The sequence below is a fragment of the Candidatus Poriferisodalis sp. genome (assembly GCF_965221945.1).
Lineage (GTDB): Bacteria > Actinomycetota > Acidimicrobiia > Acidimicrobiales > Poriferisodalaceae > Poriferisodalis.
The window spans coordinates 3675955-3693816 of the sequence record NZ_OZ244925.1; the positions used below are offsets into that span (position 1 = coordinate 3675955).

A 17862-nucleotide genomic window follows, 5' to 3' on the forward strand; every position below is an offset into this window, starting at 1 on the left:
GCTCATCGTGGCCTCAGCGTCCGGCGGCGACGATCAACCGGGCACAACGGAGCCCGCCGCGCTGTCACTCTTCGACTTCGACGACCCGCCGGCGCCGCCGGAACCGCCGCCCCCTCTCGACGAAGCGGCGGAGCAACCTGACCTGCAGGAGCTTGCGACCGAATCCGCGCGAACTCCAGCCGAGAGCCCGTCTCTGGCCGAGAGCCCGCCTCCAGCCCCTGTCGCCGAGTCACGGCTCGACACACCGCAGGCTGACGAACCACCGGTCGGCAACCTGCTCGACGGCATCGTCGGGCAATCCGCCGCGGTCTCCCGTCTGCGGTCGGCGCTCGAATCGCCGCTTCCGGCGTACCTGTTCGTGGGTCCCGCTGGTGCGGGACTGCGCAGTGCGGCGTGCCGGTTCGCAGGCGAACTGCTCGCGGCGCGCAGTGCAACGCCCGAGCGGGAACGACGTCTCGCCCTCGCCGAGCAACACCCCGACCTGCTGGTTTTCGACCGCGTCGGCGCTGCGATGACTGCCGAGCAGGTCCGCGACGCAGTGCGTGCAGCAGCGGTTGCCCCGGCAGCCGGGGAGCTCAAAGTCATCGTTCTTCCTGAAGTGGACCGAGCCGCACTGATCGCGCCCATCCTGCTCAAGTCGGTCGAGGAGCCGCCGCCATCGTGCGTGTTCATGTTGCTCGCCGACGAGATCAACCGGCCGATGGAGACCCTGGCATCCCGCTGCGTCCGCATCGACTTCGAGGCGCTGGGCGAAGCCGACCTGCGAGCACTGCTTGTTGCCGAGGGCATCGACGGCAGCCGCGCCGACTTCGCAGCGGTCGCCGCCGGAGGCTCGATCGATCGAGCTCGCCTGCTTGCCTCCGATGCGGACGCTGCTTCCAGGATCGACACCTGGCGGGGAATGCGCAGATCGCTCGATGGCACGGCATCTGCCGCGATGGCAGCCGTCGACACAGCGTTGGAGGCGACCGAGCAGGCAGCGGCCCCACTCGAAGCCCGCCACCAGACCGAACGTGCAGACGCCGATGAGCGGGCCGAGCTGTATGGGACGAACTTCGGCCGCAGCTCGCTTGACGAGCGGCACCGCCGCGAGCTGCGTCGAGTGCGCATCGACGAGCTCACGATGGGATTCGCAGTGCTCTCCGCACAGATTCGCGACGAGGTCCGCAACGCCACGTTGGCGGCGGAGACCGCTGCGGAGCAGCTGGCAGCCGTCGGCGATGCTGCAGAGGCTTTGCGTTTCAACGCCAACCAGCGACTCACGCTGAGCTGTCTGTTCATCCGGCTCGGGCGGACAAGTCCGTAAGACCTCGCCGCTGATCGGACGCTGCGGCCGGCGAACGAGCCCGAGGTGGGGATTGAACCCACGACCTGCTCTTTACGAGAGAGCCGCTCTGCCACTGAGCTACTCGGGCAATAGGCGGTCACGGTACCAGCGGGCGGTGGCGCCCCACGAGGGGGTTCCGGCGCAACCGACCACTAATATCTGCGCTATGAACGCACTTGCTGCGCAGGTCTGGCACTACTGGTTGGCGGTACCGCTCACCATCGTGACGGTGCTGACCGTCGCCAAGCTGGTTGCGGGCTATGTGCAAAAGGTGGTTGCTCCGCGCTACCCCAAGCGCTGAGCCGGCAAGTGAGCGCTCCCGCCGACGAGTACGTCGACTGGGATTTGGCGCGCCGCATCGCCGTGCGGGTCGCTGGCACCGAGCCGCTGTACCAGTCGTACCTGGCTGAGCCGCTGCGTGCGGACTTCGCCCGGTTCGTGCCGGTTGCGGCCGAGCTGGTCGCCATTGAGACGGGTTTGGAGACGCCGGGCGAGGCTCACGCTGAGATCATCGATCGGGCGGGATGGATTGACGCCAACATCGCAGCGTTCCGGCGGCTGCTGCAGCCGCTGCTCGGTGCCCCGGCTGCCCTCGATGAGCCGGCGGAGACATCACGGGTGACGCGCACGCTGGGCGCCGTTGAGCTGGGCTCGGTGCTCGGTTGGATGTCCCGCCGGGTGCTGGGCCAGTACGACCTGCTGTGGGCTTCCGACGATGAAACCACCGGCACCGCCGCGGAGACAGCGGGCGACACGGTCTACTTCGTCGGTCCGAACATCCTGGTCACCGAGAAGCGCTACGCATTTCCCCCGGCTCAGTTCCGACTCTGGCTGGCGCTTCACGAGCTGACGCACCGTTCGCAGTTCACCGGTGTGCCCTGGCTGCGCCCCCATTTCTTGCAGCTCGTGAACGGTCTTGTCGACGAGGCTCAACCCGATCCCGAACGACTGCGCGAAGGCCTTCGCGCGCTGGTCGCGCAGCGCCGCGGCGGTCAGGACCTTCTGGGCGAAGGAGGATTGGCCGCGGTGTTCGCCACCGAGCTACAGCGCAGCCTGATCGCTCAGGTCGGCGGCATGATGAGCCTCGTCGAGGGACACGGTGACGTGACCATGGCCAGAGCCGCCCGCGGCCATATTCCCGATGCGGAACGATTCGCCCTGGTGATGGCGCACCGGCGCCGAAACGCACGCGGCATGGCCCGCCTGGTCCAGCGCCTGCTTGGCATCGAGGCCAAGCTCGCCCAGTACCGGGCGGGCGAGGAGTTCATCGCCGCGATCGAAGGCGAACGCGGACCGAAGGCCGTCAACCGGATCTGGGAGCGCGTTGAGCATCTGCCGTCCATGACGGAGATTCGCAACCCGACAGCGTGGCTGGAGCGTGTCCCGGCCGCCTGAAGCCGGCGTCGGCGAACCGTCGGCGCCCGCTGCGGGGGCCGACGAACTCGATCAGCTGATCGACCGCTGCACGTTCGGCCAAATCGAGCGTCGCGAGCTTGTCTGTGGGGTGTCGGGTGGTGCCGACTCGGCCGCCTTGCTGGTCCTGGCATGCCGGTTCGCGCAGCGAAGCGGCAGTGGCGTCACCGCTGTCACTGCTGTCCATATCGATCACGGCATCCGGGCCGACGGGGCTGCGGAGGCGGAGCGTGTCGGGGCGCTCTGCGACCGACTCGGTGCCTCGCTGAGAGTCGTGCGGCTCGGGCTCGCTGCGGGGGCGAACCTGCAGGCGCGCGCTCGCGAAGCCCGCAACGCCGCCCTCGGCCCCGAGGCGCTGGTGGGCCACACGGCCGACGACCAGGCGGAGACGGTGCTGCTGCAGTTGCTGCGCGGCGGAGCACTCGATGCGCTCGCAGCCATGCGAGCCGACCGCCGGCCGCTGCTGGTGCTGCGACGGGCGGACACCGACCGGGTCTGCGAGATCGCCGGCTACGAGCCGATCCGGGATCCCTCCAATGCCGACCCGCGCTTTTGGCGGAGCCGCGTCCGCCACGAGCTGATCCCGCTGCTCTGCGACATCTCCGGCCGCGATGTCGTGCCATTACTGGCGCGTGCAGCCGGGCTGGCGGCCACTGACGCCGACCTGCTCGATGTGCTGGCTGCCGACATCGATCCCACCAGCGCCGCCGAACTACGGACCGCACCGTTGGCTCTGGCTCGGCGAGCCGTCCGCGCATGGCTGCGCACCGATCATCCGCCTGATGCCGCCACCGTCGAGCGGGTGCTGGAGGTGGCCCGGCACACCCACCGGGCTACCGAGGTCGGAGGCGGCCGCCGGGTGACCCGATCAGCCGACCAGCTCCGGCTGGAAGAGTGACCGTTCCGCCGTCCGCAACGCGAAACCAGTAGGTTCGACTCACGTGACGCCCGCACCGGCCTCGCCGTCGCCTCAAAGCGACCTCGACTCGATGCTCGCGGGCGATCCGGCTGTCGGGGAGGTACTCGTCTCTGGCCCCGAGATCGCCGAGCGGGTCGTCGAATTGGGCGCGCAGATCACCACCGACTACGCCGGCCGTGAGCCGCTGCTGGTGGCGGTTCTCAAGGGCGCTGTGATGTTTGCCTCCGATCTCAGCCGCGCGATTGACCTGGCGGTCGAGATGGATTTCATGGCCGTGTCGTCGTACGGCAGCAGCACCCGTTCCAGCGGGGTTGTTCGCATTCTCAAGGATCTCGACATCGACATCGCAGGGCGGGACGTGATCTTGGTGGAGGACATCGTCGAGAGCGGTCTCACCCTGTCGTACCTGCGTCGCAGCCTGCTGGCTCGCAGCCCCGCCAGCCTGGCCGTGTGCTCACTGCTGACCCGCGAGCACAACGGCAGCCTGAACGGCCTCGTCGACTACATCGGCTTCCGCCTGCCGCCTGTGTGGGTCATCGGCTACGGGTTGGATTTGGCTCAGAAATACCGCAATTTGGCCGAAATTCGCGCGTACGACGCTTCTGCCGCCGAAGACGCCTGAAATTCCTGCGCGTTCGCCGTGCAGCGCCGGTTCGGCACCGGTAAATTCGGCTCCGTACACGCTTGCAGGGACGGCGAGCTATGAGAGGGAAGTGGGCGGAGGGCATTCAGCCCCGCAACTTCAACTGGGTCGTCGCCGAGCGCCTCGCCGTTTGCGAGCGTCCCGGCGGCTATGGCACCAGTCACAGGCGCGTCCGTCGTCAGGAAGAGATCATCTGGCTGCGCCGCAACGGGTTCGACATGGTCGTCTCGCTGATCGCTGCGCCGCACAACCTTCACAACTATGACGAGCTGAGCCTGCGGTATCTGCACCGGCCGTGGCCCGCTTTCGACGACATGGCCGAATACCTTGCGGCAGTCCACGACGATCTGGCGCGGTTGGCCAGCGAACGCAAGCGGGTCGTGCTGCACAAGGAACGGGTCGGCGAGGACGTCTGCGGGTTCATGGCCTCGTACCTGCTGCTGTCAGGCAAGGTGCCCACCGGTCCGCAGGCGACGGCCATCACCGAGCGGATCTTCGGTCAGCGTGTCGGGCCCGAGGGGCGCCGCGTCGTTGACGTGGCGTTGGGCATCCTCGCTGATCGGAAAGCCGAGGGCTGAACTCGGTCGTGACTGCACCCAGCTCCGCTGTGTCTGATGCGTCGCCTGACGGCGACCGCTGTGTCGATGATGCGTCGCCTGACGGCGACCGCATTGAGCTGCGCGACCTGCGGGTGATGTGCGTGGTTGGCGCGCTTGCCCACGAGCGCACCGCGCCGCAGCCGCTCAGCATCGACGTGGATCTCTACGCCGACCTGAGCCGTGCGGGTGCATCGGATGATCTGGCCGACACCATCGACTACGGCGGCGCATGCGATCGCATCGTCGCGCTGTGCGCCACCGAAGCGCCCCAGCTGCTCGAACGGCTGGCCGGGTTGATCGCAGCGGACCTGTGCAGCCTCGACGCTGTGACGGCAACCACGGTCACGGTGACCAAGCTCCGCCCGCCCGTTGCGGCCGATCTGGCCACGAGCGCTGTGCGAATCACCCGCCGCCGCCCGGCGTGAGCCGGTGAGCCAACCCAGTGTGAGCCGATGAGCCAACCCGGCGTGAGCCGATGAGCCAACCCAGTGTGAGCCGATGAGCCAACCCGGTGTGAGCCGATGAGCCAACCCGGCGTGAGCCGGTGAACAACGTCGCTGTGAGGGCATTCGTGGGCATGGGCGCGAATATCGGCAACCCCGCCGCGCAACTGGCCGATGCGCTCGAGACCTTGGCAGACGCTGGCGTGCTGGTGGCCAGTTCGGGTGTGTATCGCAGCGCGCCGATCGGCCCGTCACAGCCGTCGTTCCTGAATCTCGTGGCCGAGCTGCGCGTGGCTGAGGGCCCCTATGAGCTGCTTGCACGGTGCCAGGCTCTCGAAGCGGCTGCCCATCGCGTGCGGCGGGAGCGCTGGGGACCGCGCACGCTCGACGTCGACGTATTGCTGTTCGGCGACCTCGTCCTGCGTGATCCCGAACTGGTAATCCCGCACCCGCGCCTGCGGGAGCGCCGATTCGTGCTCGACCCGTTGGTGGAGCTCGTACCCGAGATGGTCACCGTCGGCGAGTTGGCGGCCGTGGCCGACCAGGATTGCGAGCGCATCGCTGGCCCAGACCGGCTGCGAGACCTGGCCGCAGCCTCGCCGGGGCTGTAGCGCACGATCGGTGCCGCGAGGCGGTGCAGTTCTCGACGCTCCGCCCCGGACAGAGGGGAGCTAGGCCTCCGGGACGGGGGGTGCGTCGGCGCGCAGGATGAACAGGCCTTCGGCGTTGACGCAGAGTCCCTCGGGGCCGTGCACCTCGGCGTGCTGGATGATCTTGCGTCCCGAGGTGTCATGTATCCACGCCCGCAGATGCAGCGGCTCGCCCAGCGGAGTCGCGGCTCGGTAGTGGACGGTGAGCCGGCCCGTATAGGCCTGGCGGCCCCGCATCCGGTTCAGCGCGCCCATCAGCTCGTCGATGATGAGCGCCACCACGCCGCCGTGGGTGCGTTCGGGAGGCCCGGCAAACATGGGGTCGACAACGGCTAGGCCGGTGACCGCTTCGTCAGATTCCTTGAAGTACCTGACGTCCACCGACGCCGGATGCAGCTGCCCTCCGCCGATGGAGAAGGGGTCGAACTCGATCTCTTCGCCAACCTCGAGCGGCAGCGGGAGGAATTGGCCTTCGTAGATCTCGCGGAGGTATGGCCGGCTCAACATGTCGTCGAGCTTCACTCGCAGCGTGCCTTGCTCCAGCCGGTCAGCAGCAGCGGTGACAGCCGCTGTGACCTCGTCGAGCACCTCGTCCTTGGCCTGCCTTCCCGCCAATGCCTGGTTCAGCCGGCGCATCGCAGCGGCTGCCCGTTCGACGGCGCTCCAGTCATGTCCAGGCCCGACGGTGCTGGCCGGATCGCTGCGCGAATCCTGCTGGGTCACGGGCCGAGACGCTATCTGTGCCGCCCCGATGTACGCCCGCCGTGCCGGGCCGTGGCCTGCATTGCCGTCGGGGCATACGCTCGGACCATGCGGCGCACCATCTTTGAAGAAGAGCACGAAATGTTCCGTGAAACGGCCCGGGCCTTCATCGAGCGCGAGATTGTCCCCAACCACGAGAAGTGGGAAGCCGACGGCAAGGTCGACAAGGCCATGTTCCGCAAGGCCGGAGACGTGGGCCTGCTGGCCACCGCCGTCGACGAGCGCCACGGCGGCGGCGGAGTGCCGGACTTCCGCTACAACGCCATCCTCAACGAGGAGATCATGTCCGCCGGCGTGGCTGGCTCGGGCATGTGCATGACGCTGCACAACGACGTCTGCCTGCCGTACTTCATCAACCTGTGCGATGAGTCCCAGGCCGAGCGGTGGATGCCGGGGTTGTGCAGCGGTGAGCTGATGAGCGCCATTGCGATGACCGAGCCGGGCATCGGCTCGGATCTGGCCTCGATGAGCACGACGGCAATCCGCTCCGGTGACGGGTACGTCGTGAATGGCTCGAAGACGTTCATCACCAACGGCATCAACTCCGACCTCGTCATCGTGGCAGCGAAGACCGATCCCAGCGAGAAGCACCGGGGCATGTCGCTGATCGTGCTCTCCGAGGGCATGGAGGGATTCGAGCGGGGGCGCAATCTCGACAAGCTGGGCTTGAAGTCTCAGGACACTGCCGAGCTCTTCTTCGACGACGTGTTCGTGCCCGAAGAAAACCTGCTCGGCGGCGAGGGCAACGGCTTCACGAGTCTGGTGCGTAACCTGCCCCAGGAGCGGCTGTCCATCGCGGTGACTGGCGTGGCACACGCGCAGGCCGCATTCGATTGGACTGTCGAGTACGTGCGAGAACGGCAGGCTTTCGGCCAGAGCATCGCCTCGTTCCAGAACACCCGCTTCGAGCTCGCCGAGATGAAGACTGAGCTCGATATCGCCTGGGTGTTCGTGGACCGCCAGATCGAGGCCCTCAACGAGGGCGAGCTGACCGCTACAGACGCCGCAGAGGCCAAGTGGTGGATCACCGAGATGCAGTTGAAGCTCATCACTCGCTGCCTGCAGCTGTTCGGCGGCTACGGCTTCATGTCGGAGTACCCCATCTCCAAGGCGTACGCCGATGCCCGGGTACAGACCATCTACGGCGGCACTACCGAGATCATGAAAGAGATCATCGGCCGCGAAGTCACCGGCACCCGATAGGCAGCAGGCGTGCGAGAGATCGATTCGGCCGAGCCTGCGAGGCGTATTGATTCGGCCGAGCCTGCGAGGCGTATTGATTCGGCCGAGCCTGCGAGGCGCATCAATTCAGTAGCGATCATCGGGGCGGGCACGATGGGTGCCGGCATTGCGGCCGTGTCGGCAAAGGCCGGCTGCCGCGTGCTGCTGCTCGACGTCGACGAGGCCGCTGCGCAGCGAGCGCGCGACTCGGTCGACGCCGACTTCCAGGAACTCGTCAGCATCGGCTCGGTCGACGACCGCCTCGACGACATCGCCGGCTACGACTGGGTGTGCGAGGCCGTCATCGAGGACCTCGCCACCAAACGTGAGCTGTTCGAGCGCCTCGAAGCCGCCCGCAGCGACGGCTCGGTCATCTCATCGAACACGTCGGGCATCCCGTTGCGGCAGATCAGCGAGGGCATGAGCGAGCGATTCCGGCGCGACGTGGCCATCACGCACTTCTTCAACCCCGTGCAGGTGATGAAGCTGTTCGAACTGGTGCCCGGCTCCGACACCGAGCCCGAGGTCATCGAGGCGTTCGCACGCTTTGGGGCTGAGCGGCTCGGCAAGGGCGTCGTGCATGCCAAGGACACCGTCAACTTCATCGGCAATCGCATCGGCTGCTACTTCATGCTGTCCGGCTTGCATCAGGCCAAGCCGTTCCTGGCCGACGGCATGACCCCCGAGACCATCGACGCAGTGCTGGGCGCACCGGTGGGCTTGCCCCCCACAGGCCTGTACGGGCTCATCGACCTCATCGGCCTCGACGTGATGGAGTTGGTCGGCGCCAACCTGGCCCAGAACCTGCCGCCGGGCGACCGGGGACTCGAATTCGCCCAGTTCCCCGCTGCGGAGCAGGCGATGGTCGCCCGTGGCCAGCTCGGGCGCAAGACCGGCGGCGGCTTCAGTCGGCGCCTGAGACTTGACGACGGCACCCGCAAGACCGAGACGTTCGATCTCGTGACCGGCGAGTGGCGAGCGGCCACCGAACCCGATCTCGAAGGCGTACCCGCCGAGCTTGGCGCGGTGCTGTTCGCCGATTCGCCGCAGGGCGAGCTGGCTCGGCACATCTTCGGCGGCACGCTGGCGTACGCGGCAGACCTGGTGCCCGAGATCGCTGACGACATTGCCAACGTCGACAACGCGATCCGCTGGGGCTTCAACTGGGTGCACGGACCGTTCGAGATGCTCGACCACCTCGGACCCGCCCGAGTCATCGAGTTCCTGCACGGCGTCGGCGCTCCGCTGCCGGCGATGCTGGCGACGCTCGAGGCATCCGGCCAGCCAACCTTCTACAGCCCGTCCGCCGATGGCACCCGCCAGCAATTGATGCCCGACGGCACTGTTGCACCAGTTGCTGGCGCCCCGATAGAGGGCTGAGCCACCCAGCCTGAAGGGTGACGGTTCGCGCTCAGCAGGCTGGACGGACGATGGCGTCGGTCATGCGGATGGCCTGGGTCATCTGGGCGGCGTCGTGGATCCGCACGATGTCGATGCCCGCACAGATGGCGGCGGTGATGGTGGCCGCGGTGCCGAAGAGGCGATCGTCGATCTCGGCGTTGGTGATCGCCCCGATAGTCGACTTTCGCGACGTGCCGATGAGCAAAGGGAGTTCCAGTGCCCACAGCTCCGGCAGTCGCCGCATCATCTCCAGGTTCTGCGAAACGCCGAAGCCGAAGCCGAAGCCCGGGTCGACCACCAGGCGGTCGGTGCCCACACCGGCCTCCGCGCAGATCTGGAGACTGGCCTTCAACCCGGCTGTCACATCGGCGACGAGGTCCGTATGCGGGCGGCCCCGCTGGTTGTGCATGAGTACGGCGGCGGCACTGCGCTCGGCCACCAGCGGTGCCATCTGGCGGTCGAGGCGAAAGCCCGTGATGTCGTTCACCACCGTGGCACCGGCATCAACCGCAGGTCCTGCCACCTCCGCCCATGTCGTGTCCACCGAGATCGGCAGGTCGGCTCCTAGGCGGTCCAGCTCGGCTCGAACGGCCTCGATGACTCGGACAGCCCGCTGCCGCTCCACCTTTATGGGGGTGGGTTCCGCGCCCGGCCGGCTGGAAGCGCCGCCGATGTCGATGATGTCGACCCCGCCCGCTACGAGCTCGTGCGTCAGCGCGAGCGCATCGTCAAGCCGGTCAGCTACGCCGTCGCCGGAGAACGAGTCCTCAGTGGCATTGATGATGCCCATCACGTACGTGCGGGTGCCCCATTTCCAGCACGGTCCGCGCCCGGGGTCCCACCGGCCGTGGCGATAGCGGCGCCGGATCGGCCAGCCTGGCTGCGCCCCGGGTCCGGTCACCGTCAGCTGAAGTCCGCTGTGGGGCTGCCCGTCGTGACCGGGGGCAACACACCGAGAAGGTTCGACGCAGCGGCCCGCAGGCCGACAACCCCGGCTGTCGCGTCGAACGGTGCCAGAGTGTCAAGGGCCTGCGACACGTAGGACTGTGCCGTTTCCACCGAGGTAGCAATCTCGCTTCCTGCCACGACGACGGCCCGTGCCTCGTCCCGCTGGGCATCGTCGAGGGGTTGGCCGAGCAGATCGCCAACTGGATGCCCGTTGGCCAGCATCCGGATGACCGGCAGCGTGTAGACGCCCTCGCGCAGGTCGTTGCCCGACGGCTTGCCGAGTTGCTCGTCGGAGGCCACCAGGTCGAGCACGTCGTCGACGATCTGGAACGCCGTGCCGTATGCCAGCCCGAAGGCGGACAGGCACTCCAGAGTCGCGGAGTCCACGCCCGCCACCAGACCGCCGATGCGACACGACGTGGCGTACAGCTCGGCGGTCTTGCCCCCGATGGCCAGGAAGTACTGGTCTTCAGTGCGGCTCGTGTCGTAGATCAACTGCAGCTCGCGAACCTGTCCCTCGCACAGACGCCCGATCGTTGCGGCCAGCAGGGTTGCCACCTCAGTGCCGAGCGACGCCGCTAGCTCGGACGCCTTGGCCAGCAGGAAGTCGCCGGCCAGGATCGCCTTCAGGTTCCCCCAGCGATGATTCACCGCCTCGATGCCGCGCCGTGTCTGCGCGTCGTCCATGACGTCGTCGTGGTACAGCGAGCCCAGATGCACGAGTTCGACGGCAACGCCGCCGCACACCATCTCGTCGGTGACTGCGGTAGGTGCAGCCCCTTGTGGGTTCAGCGCCAGCGCCGACGCAATGACGAACGCAGGCCGCAGTCGCTTGCCGCCCGCGGGGATCAGGTGCGAGGTCACCTCGGTGAGAAACTCGTCGCCAGTGACCGCCGCGGCCCGCAGCGCCGTCTCGACACGGGCCAGGTCATCGTCTGCGGTGGGTCGGGCCTGCAACGGGGAAAGCGGCGCCACGGCGCAACCGTAAACGACAGCGGCAGGGTTGCCGCGCTCGAAACACCCCGCGTCTGAGGTTCGCGAGGGCCTCAGAACCGCAAAGGAGCGATCTCGCAGGGCAGCGTTACACTGCGCTCACCTGACCCGAAGCTCCCGTGTGGGTGGCTCAGACCAGGAGGCCCAGTGTTCGAACGCTTCACCGATCGGGCCCGCCGAGTGGTGGTGTTGGCGCAAGAAGAAGCGCGCCTGCTGAATCACAACTACATCGGCACTGAGCACATCCTGCTGGGGCTGATCCACGAGGGCGAGGGCGTCGCAGCCCAGGCGCTCGAGTCGTTGGGCATCTCGCTCGAGGCCGTGCGCAGCCAGGTCGAGGAGATCATCGGACAGGGCAGCTCGTCGCCGAGCGGCCACATTCCCTTCACGCCGCGCGCCAAGAAAGTGCTGGAGCTGTCGCTGCGCGAAGCATTGCAGCTGGGCCACAACTACATCGGCACTGAGCATGTGCTGCTGGGGCTGATCCGCGAGGGCGAGGGCGTCGCAGCGCAGGTGCTGGTGAAGCTGGGCGCCGACCTGTCGAAGGTCCGTCAAGAGGTCATCCAGCAGCTATCCGGCTACAGCGGCTCCGGCGGCGGCCGCGAATCCGTTGGCGCCTCGTCGGGGCAAGGCAGCGAGCAGGGTGGCCAGAGCGGCTCGCTGGTGCTCGACCAGTTCGGGCGCAACCTGACCGCCGACGCGCGGGCCAAGAAACTCGACCCGGTCATCGGGCGGCTGCGCGAGACCGAACGCGTCATGCAAGTGCTGTCGCGCCGCACCAAGAACAACCCGGTGCTTGTCGGCGAGCCCGGCGTGGGCAAGACAGCCATCGTCGAGGGCCTCGCCCAGAAGATCGTCAACAACGACGTCCCCGAGCTGCTGCGCGACAAGCAGCTCTACACGCTGGACCTCGGCGCGCTGGTGGCCGGTTCCCGCTACCGGGGCGATTTCGAGGAGCGCCTCAAGAAGGTCCTCAAGGAGATCCGCACCCGCGGCGACATCATCCTGTTCATCGACGAGCTGCACACGCTGGTGGGTGCCGGTGCCGCTGAGGGCGCAATCGACGCGGCGTCGATCCTCAAGCCCATGCTGGCACGCGGCGAGCTGCAGACCATCGGCGCCACCACGCTCGAGGAGTACCGCAAGTATCTCGAGAAGGACGCAGCGCTTGAACGCCGCTTCCAGCCGATCACGGTGGACGAGCCCACGCTCAGCCACACCATCGAGATCCTCAAGGGGCTGCGCGATCGCTACGAGCAGCACCACCGGGTCACCATCACCGACCAGGCGCTGGTGGCCGCGGCGAATCTCGCCGACCGTTACATCGCCGACCGTCACCTGCCCGACAAGGCCATCGACCTCATCGACGAGGCCGGGTCGCGACTGCGCATCAAGCGCATGTCGACGCCGCCCGACTTCAAGGAGATCGAGAGCAAGCTGACCGATGTCACCGAGCGAAAGAAGCAGGCGGTCGAGTCGCAAGACTTCGAAACGGCCGGAGCGCTGCGCGACGAGGAGAAGGAGCTGCTCGAGCAGCGCACCGTCGTCCTCGCGCAGGCCAAAGCCGAGGGCCACGACCTGTTCGACGAGGTCGACGAGGAGGCCATCGCCGAGGTGCTGTCGATCTGGACGGGCATCCCGGTGTACAAGCTCACCGAGGAAGAGACCCAGAAGCTCCTCAAGATGGAAGACGAGCTGCACAAGCGGGTTATCGGCCAGCACGACTCCATCAAGGCCGTCAGCCAGGCCATCCGCCGCACCCGCGCAGGCCTGAAGGACCCCAAGCGTCCCGGTGGCTCGTTCATCTTCCTGGGCCCCTCGGGTGTCGGCAAGACCGAGCTGGCCAAGACGTTGGCCGAGTTCCTGTTCGGCGACGAGGGCTCGCTGATCAGCCTCGACATGTCCGAGTACATGGACAAGTTCACAGTGAGCCGCCTCGTCGGCGCGCCGCCCGGGTACATCGGCTACGACGAGGGCGGCCAGCTCACCGAAGCGGTGCGTCGCAAGCCGTTCTCGGTGGTGCTCTTCGACGAGATCGAGAAGGCCCACCCGGACGTCTTCAACACGCTGCTGCAGATCCTGGAAGAAGGCCGGCTGACCGATGCGCAAGGCCGCTCAGTCGACTTCCGCAACGCCGTGCTCATCATGACCTCCAACCTGGGCACCGCCGACCTGCGCAAGGCTCGGGTGGGCTTCGCCACCGCCGATGAGGGCGCCAGCTACGACCGGATGAAGGAGAAGGTCAGCGACGCGCTCAAGGCGCACTTCCGGCCCGAGTTCCTGAACCGCATCGACGACACCATCGTCTTCCACGAGCTGAGCGTCAACGAGGTGGTGCAGATCGTCGATCTGATGATCAAGCGCACCTCTGACCAGCTTCGGGCACAGGGCCTGGGCTTGGAGCTCACTGATGCCGCCAAGCAATGGTTGGCCCGTACCGGGTACGACCCGCAGCTCGGAGCCCGGCCGCTGCGCCGTGCACTGCAGCACCACGTCGAGGATTCGCTGAGCGAGCGCATCCTCTACAAGGAATTCCACGCTGGCGAGATCATCGTGGTGGACGTCGAGGACGACGAGATCGTGTTCCGCGCCATCGAGGGCTTCGACCCCGGGCCGATCGAGCTCGAAGAGGCCGCGACCGTCGAGTAGCCGTGCACCGGCCGGCACCCTCTCGCGGTTCGCCGGTACTTGAATCCTGTCGCAAGTCGCCATGGCCGCGACGCGGCGTTGTCTTGGCTGCCCTGGGCGTGCTGATGCTGGCGGCGGGCTGCCGAGCCGACATCGTCGTCGACATCGACATCGCACACGACGGGGCTGGCAAAGTCACGGTGGAGGTCAGCTTCGACCCCGACGTGATGCAGGCGGTGCCCGACCTGGCCGAACTTCTCGTGTTCGACGACCTCGTCGGATGGGACGTCAGCCAGCAGCTCGAGCACGCACCCGTGGGCGAGCGTCTCCGCGTGGTCGCATCCAAGCGGTTTGGGACTCCCGCTGAGTTGGCGGAGGTGCTGGCCGAGATCGACCAGCCTGCGGACGGCTCGGCTGGACTGTTCAGATCTGCGACGTTCGTGGGCTCGCGCGATGGCGCACGAGTGCTCTATGAGCTGTCCGTCACCGTCGGCTTGGATCGACCCGTCGCCGGGCTGGTGAATCCGGCGACAGCCGACGCGTTGGAGGGCGAGCTGTTCGGGTTGCCGATCGATGAGATCGAGGCTCGTGCGGGTGCTCCGCTTGATGAGCTGGTGACGCTGGTGGTTCAGGCGACCGTGCCCCAGGGGGCGGGAAGGTTGCCTGTCGATGACGTGATGACGCTGAACGAGGGGGGTACGCGCGTCCTTCGAGTTTCTGGCGAACTGTTCGATGCTGAGATTGCTGGTGCTGATGCTGAGGCGGAACGGTTGGCCGAGCGAGCTAGTCGTGGGGCTCGTATTGCTGTGATCTGGTGGATCGTCCTTGGCCTCATCGTTGTTGTTGTGGTCGTTGTTGCTCTGCGTAGCCGGCGACGGCGGCTCACCTTCCGCTGAGCTGGGACACCGGGTGACCCCGGCAGCCTCACGCGGCGATGTGCATAAGCATTGTTCACTATTACATGAGTTCAGTAGATTCACCTAGCCTGCAGCGAAGTCGGGTCAAACCCATCGCCAGTGATGCCGTGCGCGGCAGGCGACTGGCAGATGCTCGCCCGAAAAGGCTCTTCAATCAAGGAAGTGGTACGTCATGCCATACCCCCCCACCCCCCTCGCATGGACCTGCCCCTGACCGGTCGTCTCGGTTAGGAGGCAGCTGGCGTGACCGGCTACCAGGTCTTGCGACGCCAACCCGGCGTCGATGCCGTGGGCATCTTCCACACCCTTGTGGACAACACCTCCACAACTGACACCAGTTATGCGGACCTCAGCGCCAACGATCCCGGCGCTGCCTACACCTACCGGGTCAAGGCGTGGCGTGACACCGCTCTGAGCGGCAGGTCCCGCTGGACTCGCATCGACCTGCCGGCCAGCTACACGCCGCCGCCGGCCGACACGACACCGCCGCCGGACACTGTGCCGCCGGACACGACACCGCCGGACACGACACCGCCGGACACGACACCGCCGGACACGGTGCCGCCAGACACGGTGCCGCCGGTCACTGGGACCCCGCGGGAGACGACAGCTGAAGTCAACGGCGGTGATGACGGCCAAGTCGACAAGACCCTCATTCCGGACACCTCCGAAGTGGTGACGAGGGACGTAGTAGTCGCACCGGACACTCCCGTGCCGGCGCGAGCCGATCTCAATCCGTGCTCGCTGGCCAAGCACAGCAGCAAGTACTGGTGCAGGCGTTCAGCCTTCAGGAAGTACATGGCGCCGATCGATCTGCGGATGACCTACGACCACCGGGGGTATACCCAGATCGGGTGGGACAACCCTCCGATGAGGCCGCTCACGATCACCAGCTATGAGGTGCAGCACAGCACCGACCGCGGCAATACATGGAACCAAATCGCGGACTACACGGGCAGCCATCCCCACGAGGTCGTGTTCACCTCGCCGCACCCACGCGACTGCAGCCTCAACCGGTACCGCGTGCGCGCGGTGTACGGCAACGACGGCCAGAGCCCGTGGAAGACAGCCAACGTCGACGCTGACCAGCTTCGACCCGGATACCAAGTACCGGCACCGTCCATGGCGTGGAGTGTCAGCCAGACCGTGAACGCAGCGTGGCGCCTGTCCGGCAGCAACCGCATCGGTGCTACGTACACCCTGACGCCCCAGTGGGGCAATCAGCCGAGCTGCGTAACTGCCGTCCAAGTGGAGAAAGGCAGCTTCAGCGGTGCGAACGCTCCCGCACTGACTTCCTCCAGTTGGGGTTGGGCCACTTCCGGCACGACGATCAGCCAGCAATTCGGTGCCGACAGCAATGGCAACCCGGTGTTGGACAATCCCGGCACGCCCTTCGTGATCGGCGCGCGGGTCCGGTTCGTCGTCAACGGCAAGTCCGGGCTGCGGGGGGCGGGAGTACCCGTGCTTCAAACAGATGCAGCGCCTTGTGCGCTGGCGCGGGGTCGCAGGGGCACTGCATAACTGCGGGCGGTCACACCCGCCCCCCGCAGCCCTCGTTCCTCGGGTACACCCGGCCCCCTGCAGCCCTCGTCTCGTGGGGCCGGTGGGCGTCGTTGTTCCTTGCGACGCTCGTCCGCTGGGGCTCCTGGGCGGGGCAGACTGGGCGGGTGGTTCGGGCTTGGGCTCTTGTATTGGCTGCTGGGGCTGGGACTCGGTTTGGCGCTGTGGCTGGTGGGGCTTCGAAGGTGACGGTGCCTGTTGCTGGGCGCTCGATGATCGCTTGGAGCGTTGGAGCGGCGCGGGGGGCTTGTGATGGGGTCACTTTGGTGGTGCCTGTTCGCATGGTTGAGGAGCTGGTTGAGGGGATTGACGGCGTTGACACCGTTGTGGCTGGTGGGGGCACCCGGTCCGCTTCGGTGCGGGCTGGGCTCGGGACCGTTCCCGAGGATGTCGATGTGGTTGTCTGTCATGACGCGGCTCGGCCTGGGGCTTCTTCGGGGCTGTTTGCTGCGGCCATTGCGGCTGTGCGGACCGGGGCTGATGCCGTTGTGCCGGCGCTTGGGGTGAGCGACACGCTGAAGCGGGTGTCGGACTGGGGCGATGGCGGCGGTTTGGTTGTGGGGACCGTGGATCGTTCGGAGCTCTTTGCCGTGCAGACGCCTCAGGCGTTTCGCCTTGAGGTGCTGGTGGCGGTGCATGCCGGATCGCCTGAGGCCACTGACGATGCGGCGTTGGTTGAGGCGGCGGGTGGCACGGTGATGGCTATTCCGGGTGAGGATGCGGCGCACAAGGTCACTACGGCGGCAGACCTTGTGATCGTGGAGACCTTCCTGCGAAGCCGCACCTCGGGCGGCGGGCTCTAGCGTCAACGGGCGTGACGGCGGCTGACAGCGACGGGCTCAGCTCCACGATCCGTGTGGGGCATGGGTATGACGCGCACCCCTTTGCTGATGCGACGGCGCAATCTGGACGGACGTTGGTGCTGGGCGGGGTCCGGTTTGTTGACGAGCGGCCGCTCGAAGGTCACAGCGATGCCGATGTGGTTTCGCATGCCGTGATCGATGCGATGCTCGGTGCAGCCGCACTCGGCGACATCGGCTCGCACTTTCCTGACAGCGACGAGCGATGGCGCAACGCTGACAGTATCGAGATGCTGGCCCGGGTCGCCGCCCGCCTCGCGGAAGACGGCTGGCAGCTGGCCAATGCCGACTGCACCGTCGTCTGCGACCGGCCGATGATCGCTCCGCATCGGGAGCAGATGCAGGAGCGGCTCAGCAGCGCTGCGGGCGGACCGATCACGGTCTGCGGCAAGCGGACTGAAGGGCTCGGCCACGGAGACGGGATCGTGGCGCACGCTGTGGCCTTGGTGTTCGCCCGGCCGGGCGTCGAGACGCTTGAATCCGACATGCTTGAATCCGACTCGCTGAAATGACCTGCCGATGAGCAGGCAACCGCAACGCCGTCGGGGGCAGCCGCCCCCAGGGGGAGCGCGCAACGT

Annotated in this window: 18 protein-coding genes and 1 tRNA gene; 15 read left to right on the forward strand and 4 right to left on the reverse strand. The window is 67.1% G+C overall.

From position 1 onward, the window contains the following. Positions 1–7: 7 nt before the first annotated feature. Positions 8–1306, forward strand: a complete 1299-nt coding sequence (locus tag ACOQPH_RS17185) for a hypothetical protein (RefSeq protein WP_420622530.1) — start codon at positions 8–10, stop codon at positions 1304–1306. Between the two features lie 37 nt (positions 1307–1343). Here the strand turns inward: ACOQPH_RS17185 and ACOQPH_RS17190 are convergent. After that, positions 1344–1415: transfer RNA gene (locus tag ACOQPH_RS17190), tRNA-Thr, on the reverse strand. A gap of 78 nt (positions 1416–1493) precedes the next feature. Between ACOQPH_RS17190 and ACOQPH_RS17195 the strand changes: the two genes are divergently transcribed. From ACOQPH_RS17195 to folK, 7 genes are all read left to right on the forward strand, one after another. Beyond that, positions 1494–1628, forward strand: coding sequence for a hypothetical protein (locus ACOQPH_RS17195; RefSeq protein WP_419551622.1), 135 nt, complete (start codon positions 1494–1496; stop codon positions 1626–1628). Positions 1629–1636: 8 nt separating this feature from the next. Beyond that, positions 1637–2722 (forward strand): zinc-dependent metalloprotease, encoded by a 1086-nt coding sequence (locus tag ACOQPH_RS17200; RefSeq protein ID WP_420622531.1) that lies wholly within the window; start codon positions 1637–1639, stop codon positions 2720–2722. Beyond that, on the forward strand, positions 2706–3638 hold the full coding sequence (tilS, locus tag ACOQPH_RS17205; RefSeq protein WP_420622532.1) for a tRNA lysidine(34) synthetase TilS: 933 nt from the start codon (positions 2706–2708) through the stop codon (positions 3636–3638). Before ACOQPH_RS17200 ends, tilS begins: the two co-directional genes overlap by 17 nt. Before the next feature lie 91 nt (positions 3639–3729). Next, a complete protein-coding gene (gene hpt / locus ACOQPH_RS17210; protein WP_419554807.1) occupies positions 3730–4281 on the forward strand; it encodes a hypoxanthine phosphoribosyltransferase in 552 nt (183 codons plus the stop codon). Positions 4282–4361: 80 nt separating this feature from the next. Then, positions 4362–4880, forward strand: coding sequence for a hypothetical protein (locus ACOQPH_RS17215; protein ID WP_420622533.1), 519 nt, complete (start codon positions 4362–4364; stop codon positions 4878–4880). Between the two features lie 8 nt (positions 4881–4888). Beyond that, complete coding sequence (gene folB / locus ACOQPH_RS17220; protein WP_420622534.1) at positions 4889–5326, forward strand: dihydroneopterin aldolase; 438 nt, start codon at positions 4889–4891, stop codon at positions 5324–5326. 119 nt (positions 5327–5445) lie between these two features. Continuing rightward, entirely contained in the window at positions 5446–5955 is a 510-nt protein-coding gene (folK, locus tag ACOQPH_RS17225) for a 2-amino-4-hydroxy-6-hydroxymethyldihydropteridine diphosphokinase (protein WP_420622536.1), read from the forward strand. 60 nt (positions 5956–6015) lie between these two features. Here the strand turns inward: folK and ACOQPH_RS17230 are convergent, their stop codons facing one another. After that, positions 6016–6717 carry a PaaI family thioesterase gene (locus ACOQPH_RS17230; RefSeq protein WP_420622538.1) on the reverse strand — a complete coding sequence of 234 codons (702 nt, stop codon included), beginning with the start codon at positions 6715–6717 and terminating at the stop codon, positions 6016–6018. Positions 6718–6804: 87 nt separating this feature from the next. Here ACOQPH_RS17230 and ACOQPH_RS17235 point away from each other — a divergent pair, with 87 nt between their 5' ends. Both ACOQPH_RS17235 and ACOQPH_RS17240 read left to right on the forward strand, forming a co-directional pair. Then, positions 6805–7959, forward strand: a complete 1155-nt coding sequence (locus ACOQPH_RS17235; protein WP_420622539.1) for an acyl-CoA dehydrogenase family protein — start codon at positions 6805–6807, stop codon at positions 7957–7959. A gap of 9 nt (positions 7960–7968) precedes the next feature. Next, positions 7969–9357 carry a 3-hydroxyacyl-CoA dehydrogenase family protein gene (locus tag ACOQPH_RS17240; RefSeq protein WP_420622540.1) on the forward strand — a complete coding sequence of 463 codons (1389 nt, stop codon included), beginning with the start codon at positions 7969–7971 and terminating at the stop codon, positions 9355–9357. 31 nt (positions 9358–9388) lie between these two features. Here ACOQPH_RS17240 and folP read toward each other — a convergent pair whose 3' ends face one another. Together folP and ACOQPH_RS17250 are read right to left on the reverse strand one after the other, a co-directional pair. After that, positions 9389–10279, reverse strand: a complete 891-nt coding sequence (folP, locus tag ACOQPH_RS17245; protein ID WP_420622541.1) for a dihydropteroate synthase — start codon at positions 10277–10279, stop codon at positions 9389–9391. 2 nt (positions 10280–10281) lie between these two features. Further along, positions 10282–11301, reverse strand: coding sequence for a polyprenyl synthetase family protein (locus tag ACOQPH_RS17250; RefSeq protein ID WP_420622542.1), 1020 nt, complete (start codon positions 11299–11301; stop codon positions 10282–10284). A 165-nt stretch (positions 11302–11466) separates the two neighbouring features. Here ACOQPH_RS17250 and ACOQPH_RS17255 point away from each other — a divergent pair, with 165 nt between their 5' ends. From ACOQPH_RS17255 to ispF, 5 genes are all read left to right on the forward strand, one after another. Then, positions 11467–13968: an ATP-dependent Clp protease ATP-binding subunit gene (locus ACOQPH_RS17255; protein ID WP_420622543.1), complete on the forward strand. Its 2502-nt coding sequence runs from the start codon at positions 11467–11469 to the stop codon at positions 13966–13968. 83 nt (positions 13969–14051) lie between these two features. Then, entirely contained in the window at positions 14052–14843 is a 792-nt protein-coding gene (locus ACOQPH_RS17260; protein WP_420622544.1) for a hypothetical protein, read from the forward strand. A gap of 264 nt (positions 14844–15107) precedes the next feature. After that, a complete protein-coding gene (locus ACOQPH_RS17265) occupies positions 15108–16385 on the forward strand; it encodes a hypothetical protein (protein WP_420622545.1) in 1278 nt (425 codons plus the stop codon). 203 nt (positions 16386–16588) lie between these two features. Continuing rightward, a complete protein-coding gene (locus ACOQPH_RS17270) occupies positions 16589–17227 on the forward strand; it encodes an IspD/TarI family cytidylyltransferase (RefSeq protein ID WP_420622546.1) in 639 nt (212 codons plus the stop codon). Positions 17228–17238: 11 nt separating this feature from the next. Beyond that, on the forward strand, positions 17239–17796 hold the full coding sequence (gene ispF, locus ACOQPH_RS17275; RefSeq protein WP_420622547.1) for a 2-C-methyl-D-erythritol 2,4-cyclodiphosphate synthase: 558 nt from the start codon (positions 17239–17241) through the stop codon (positions 17794–17796). The last annotated feature ends 66 nt before the right edge of the window (positions 17797–17862 follow it).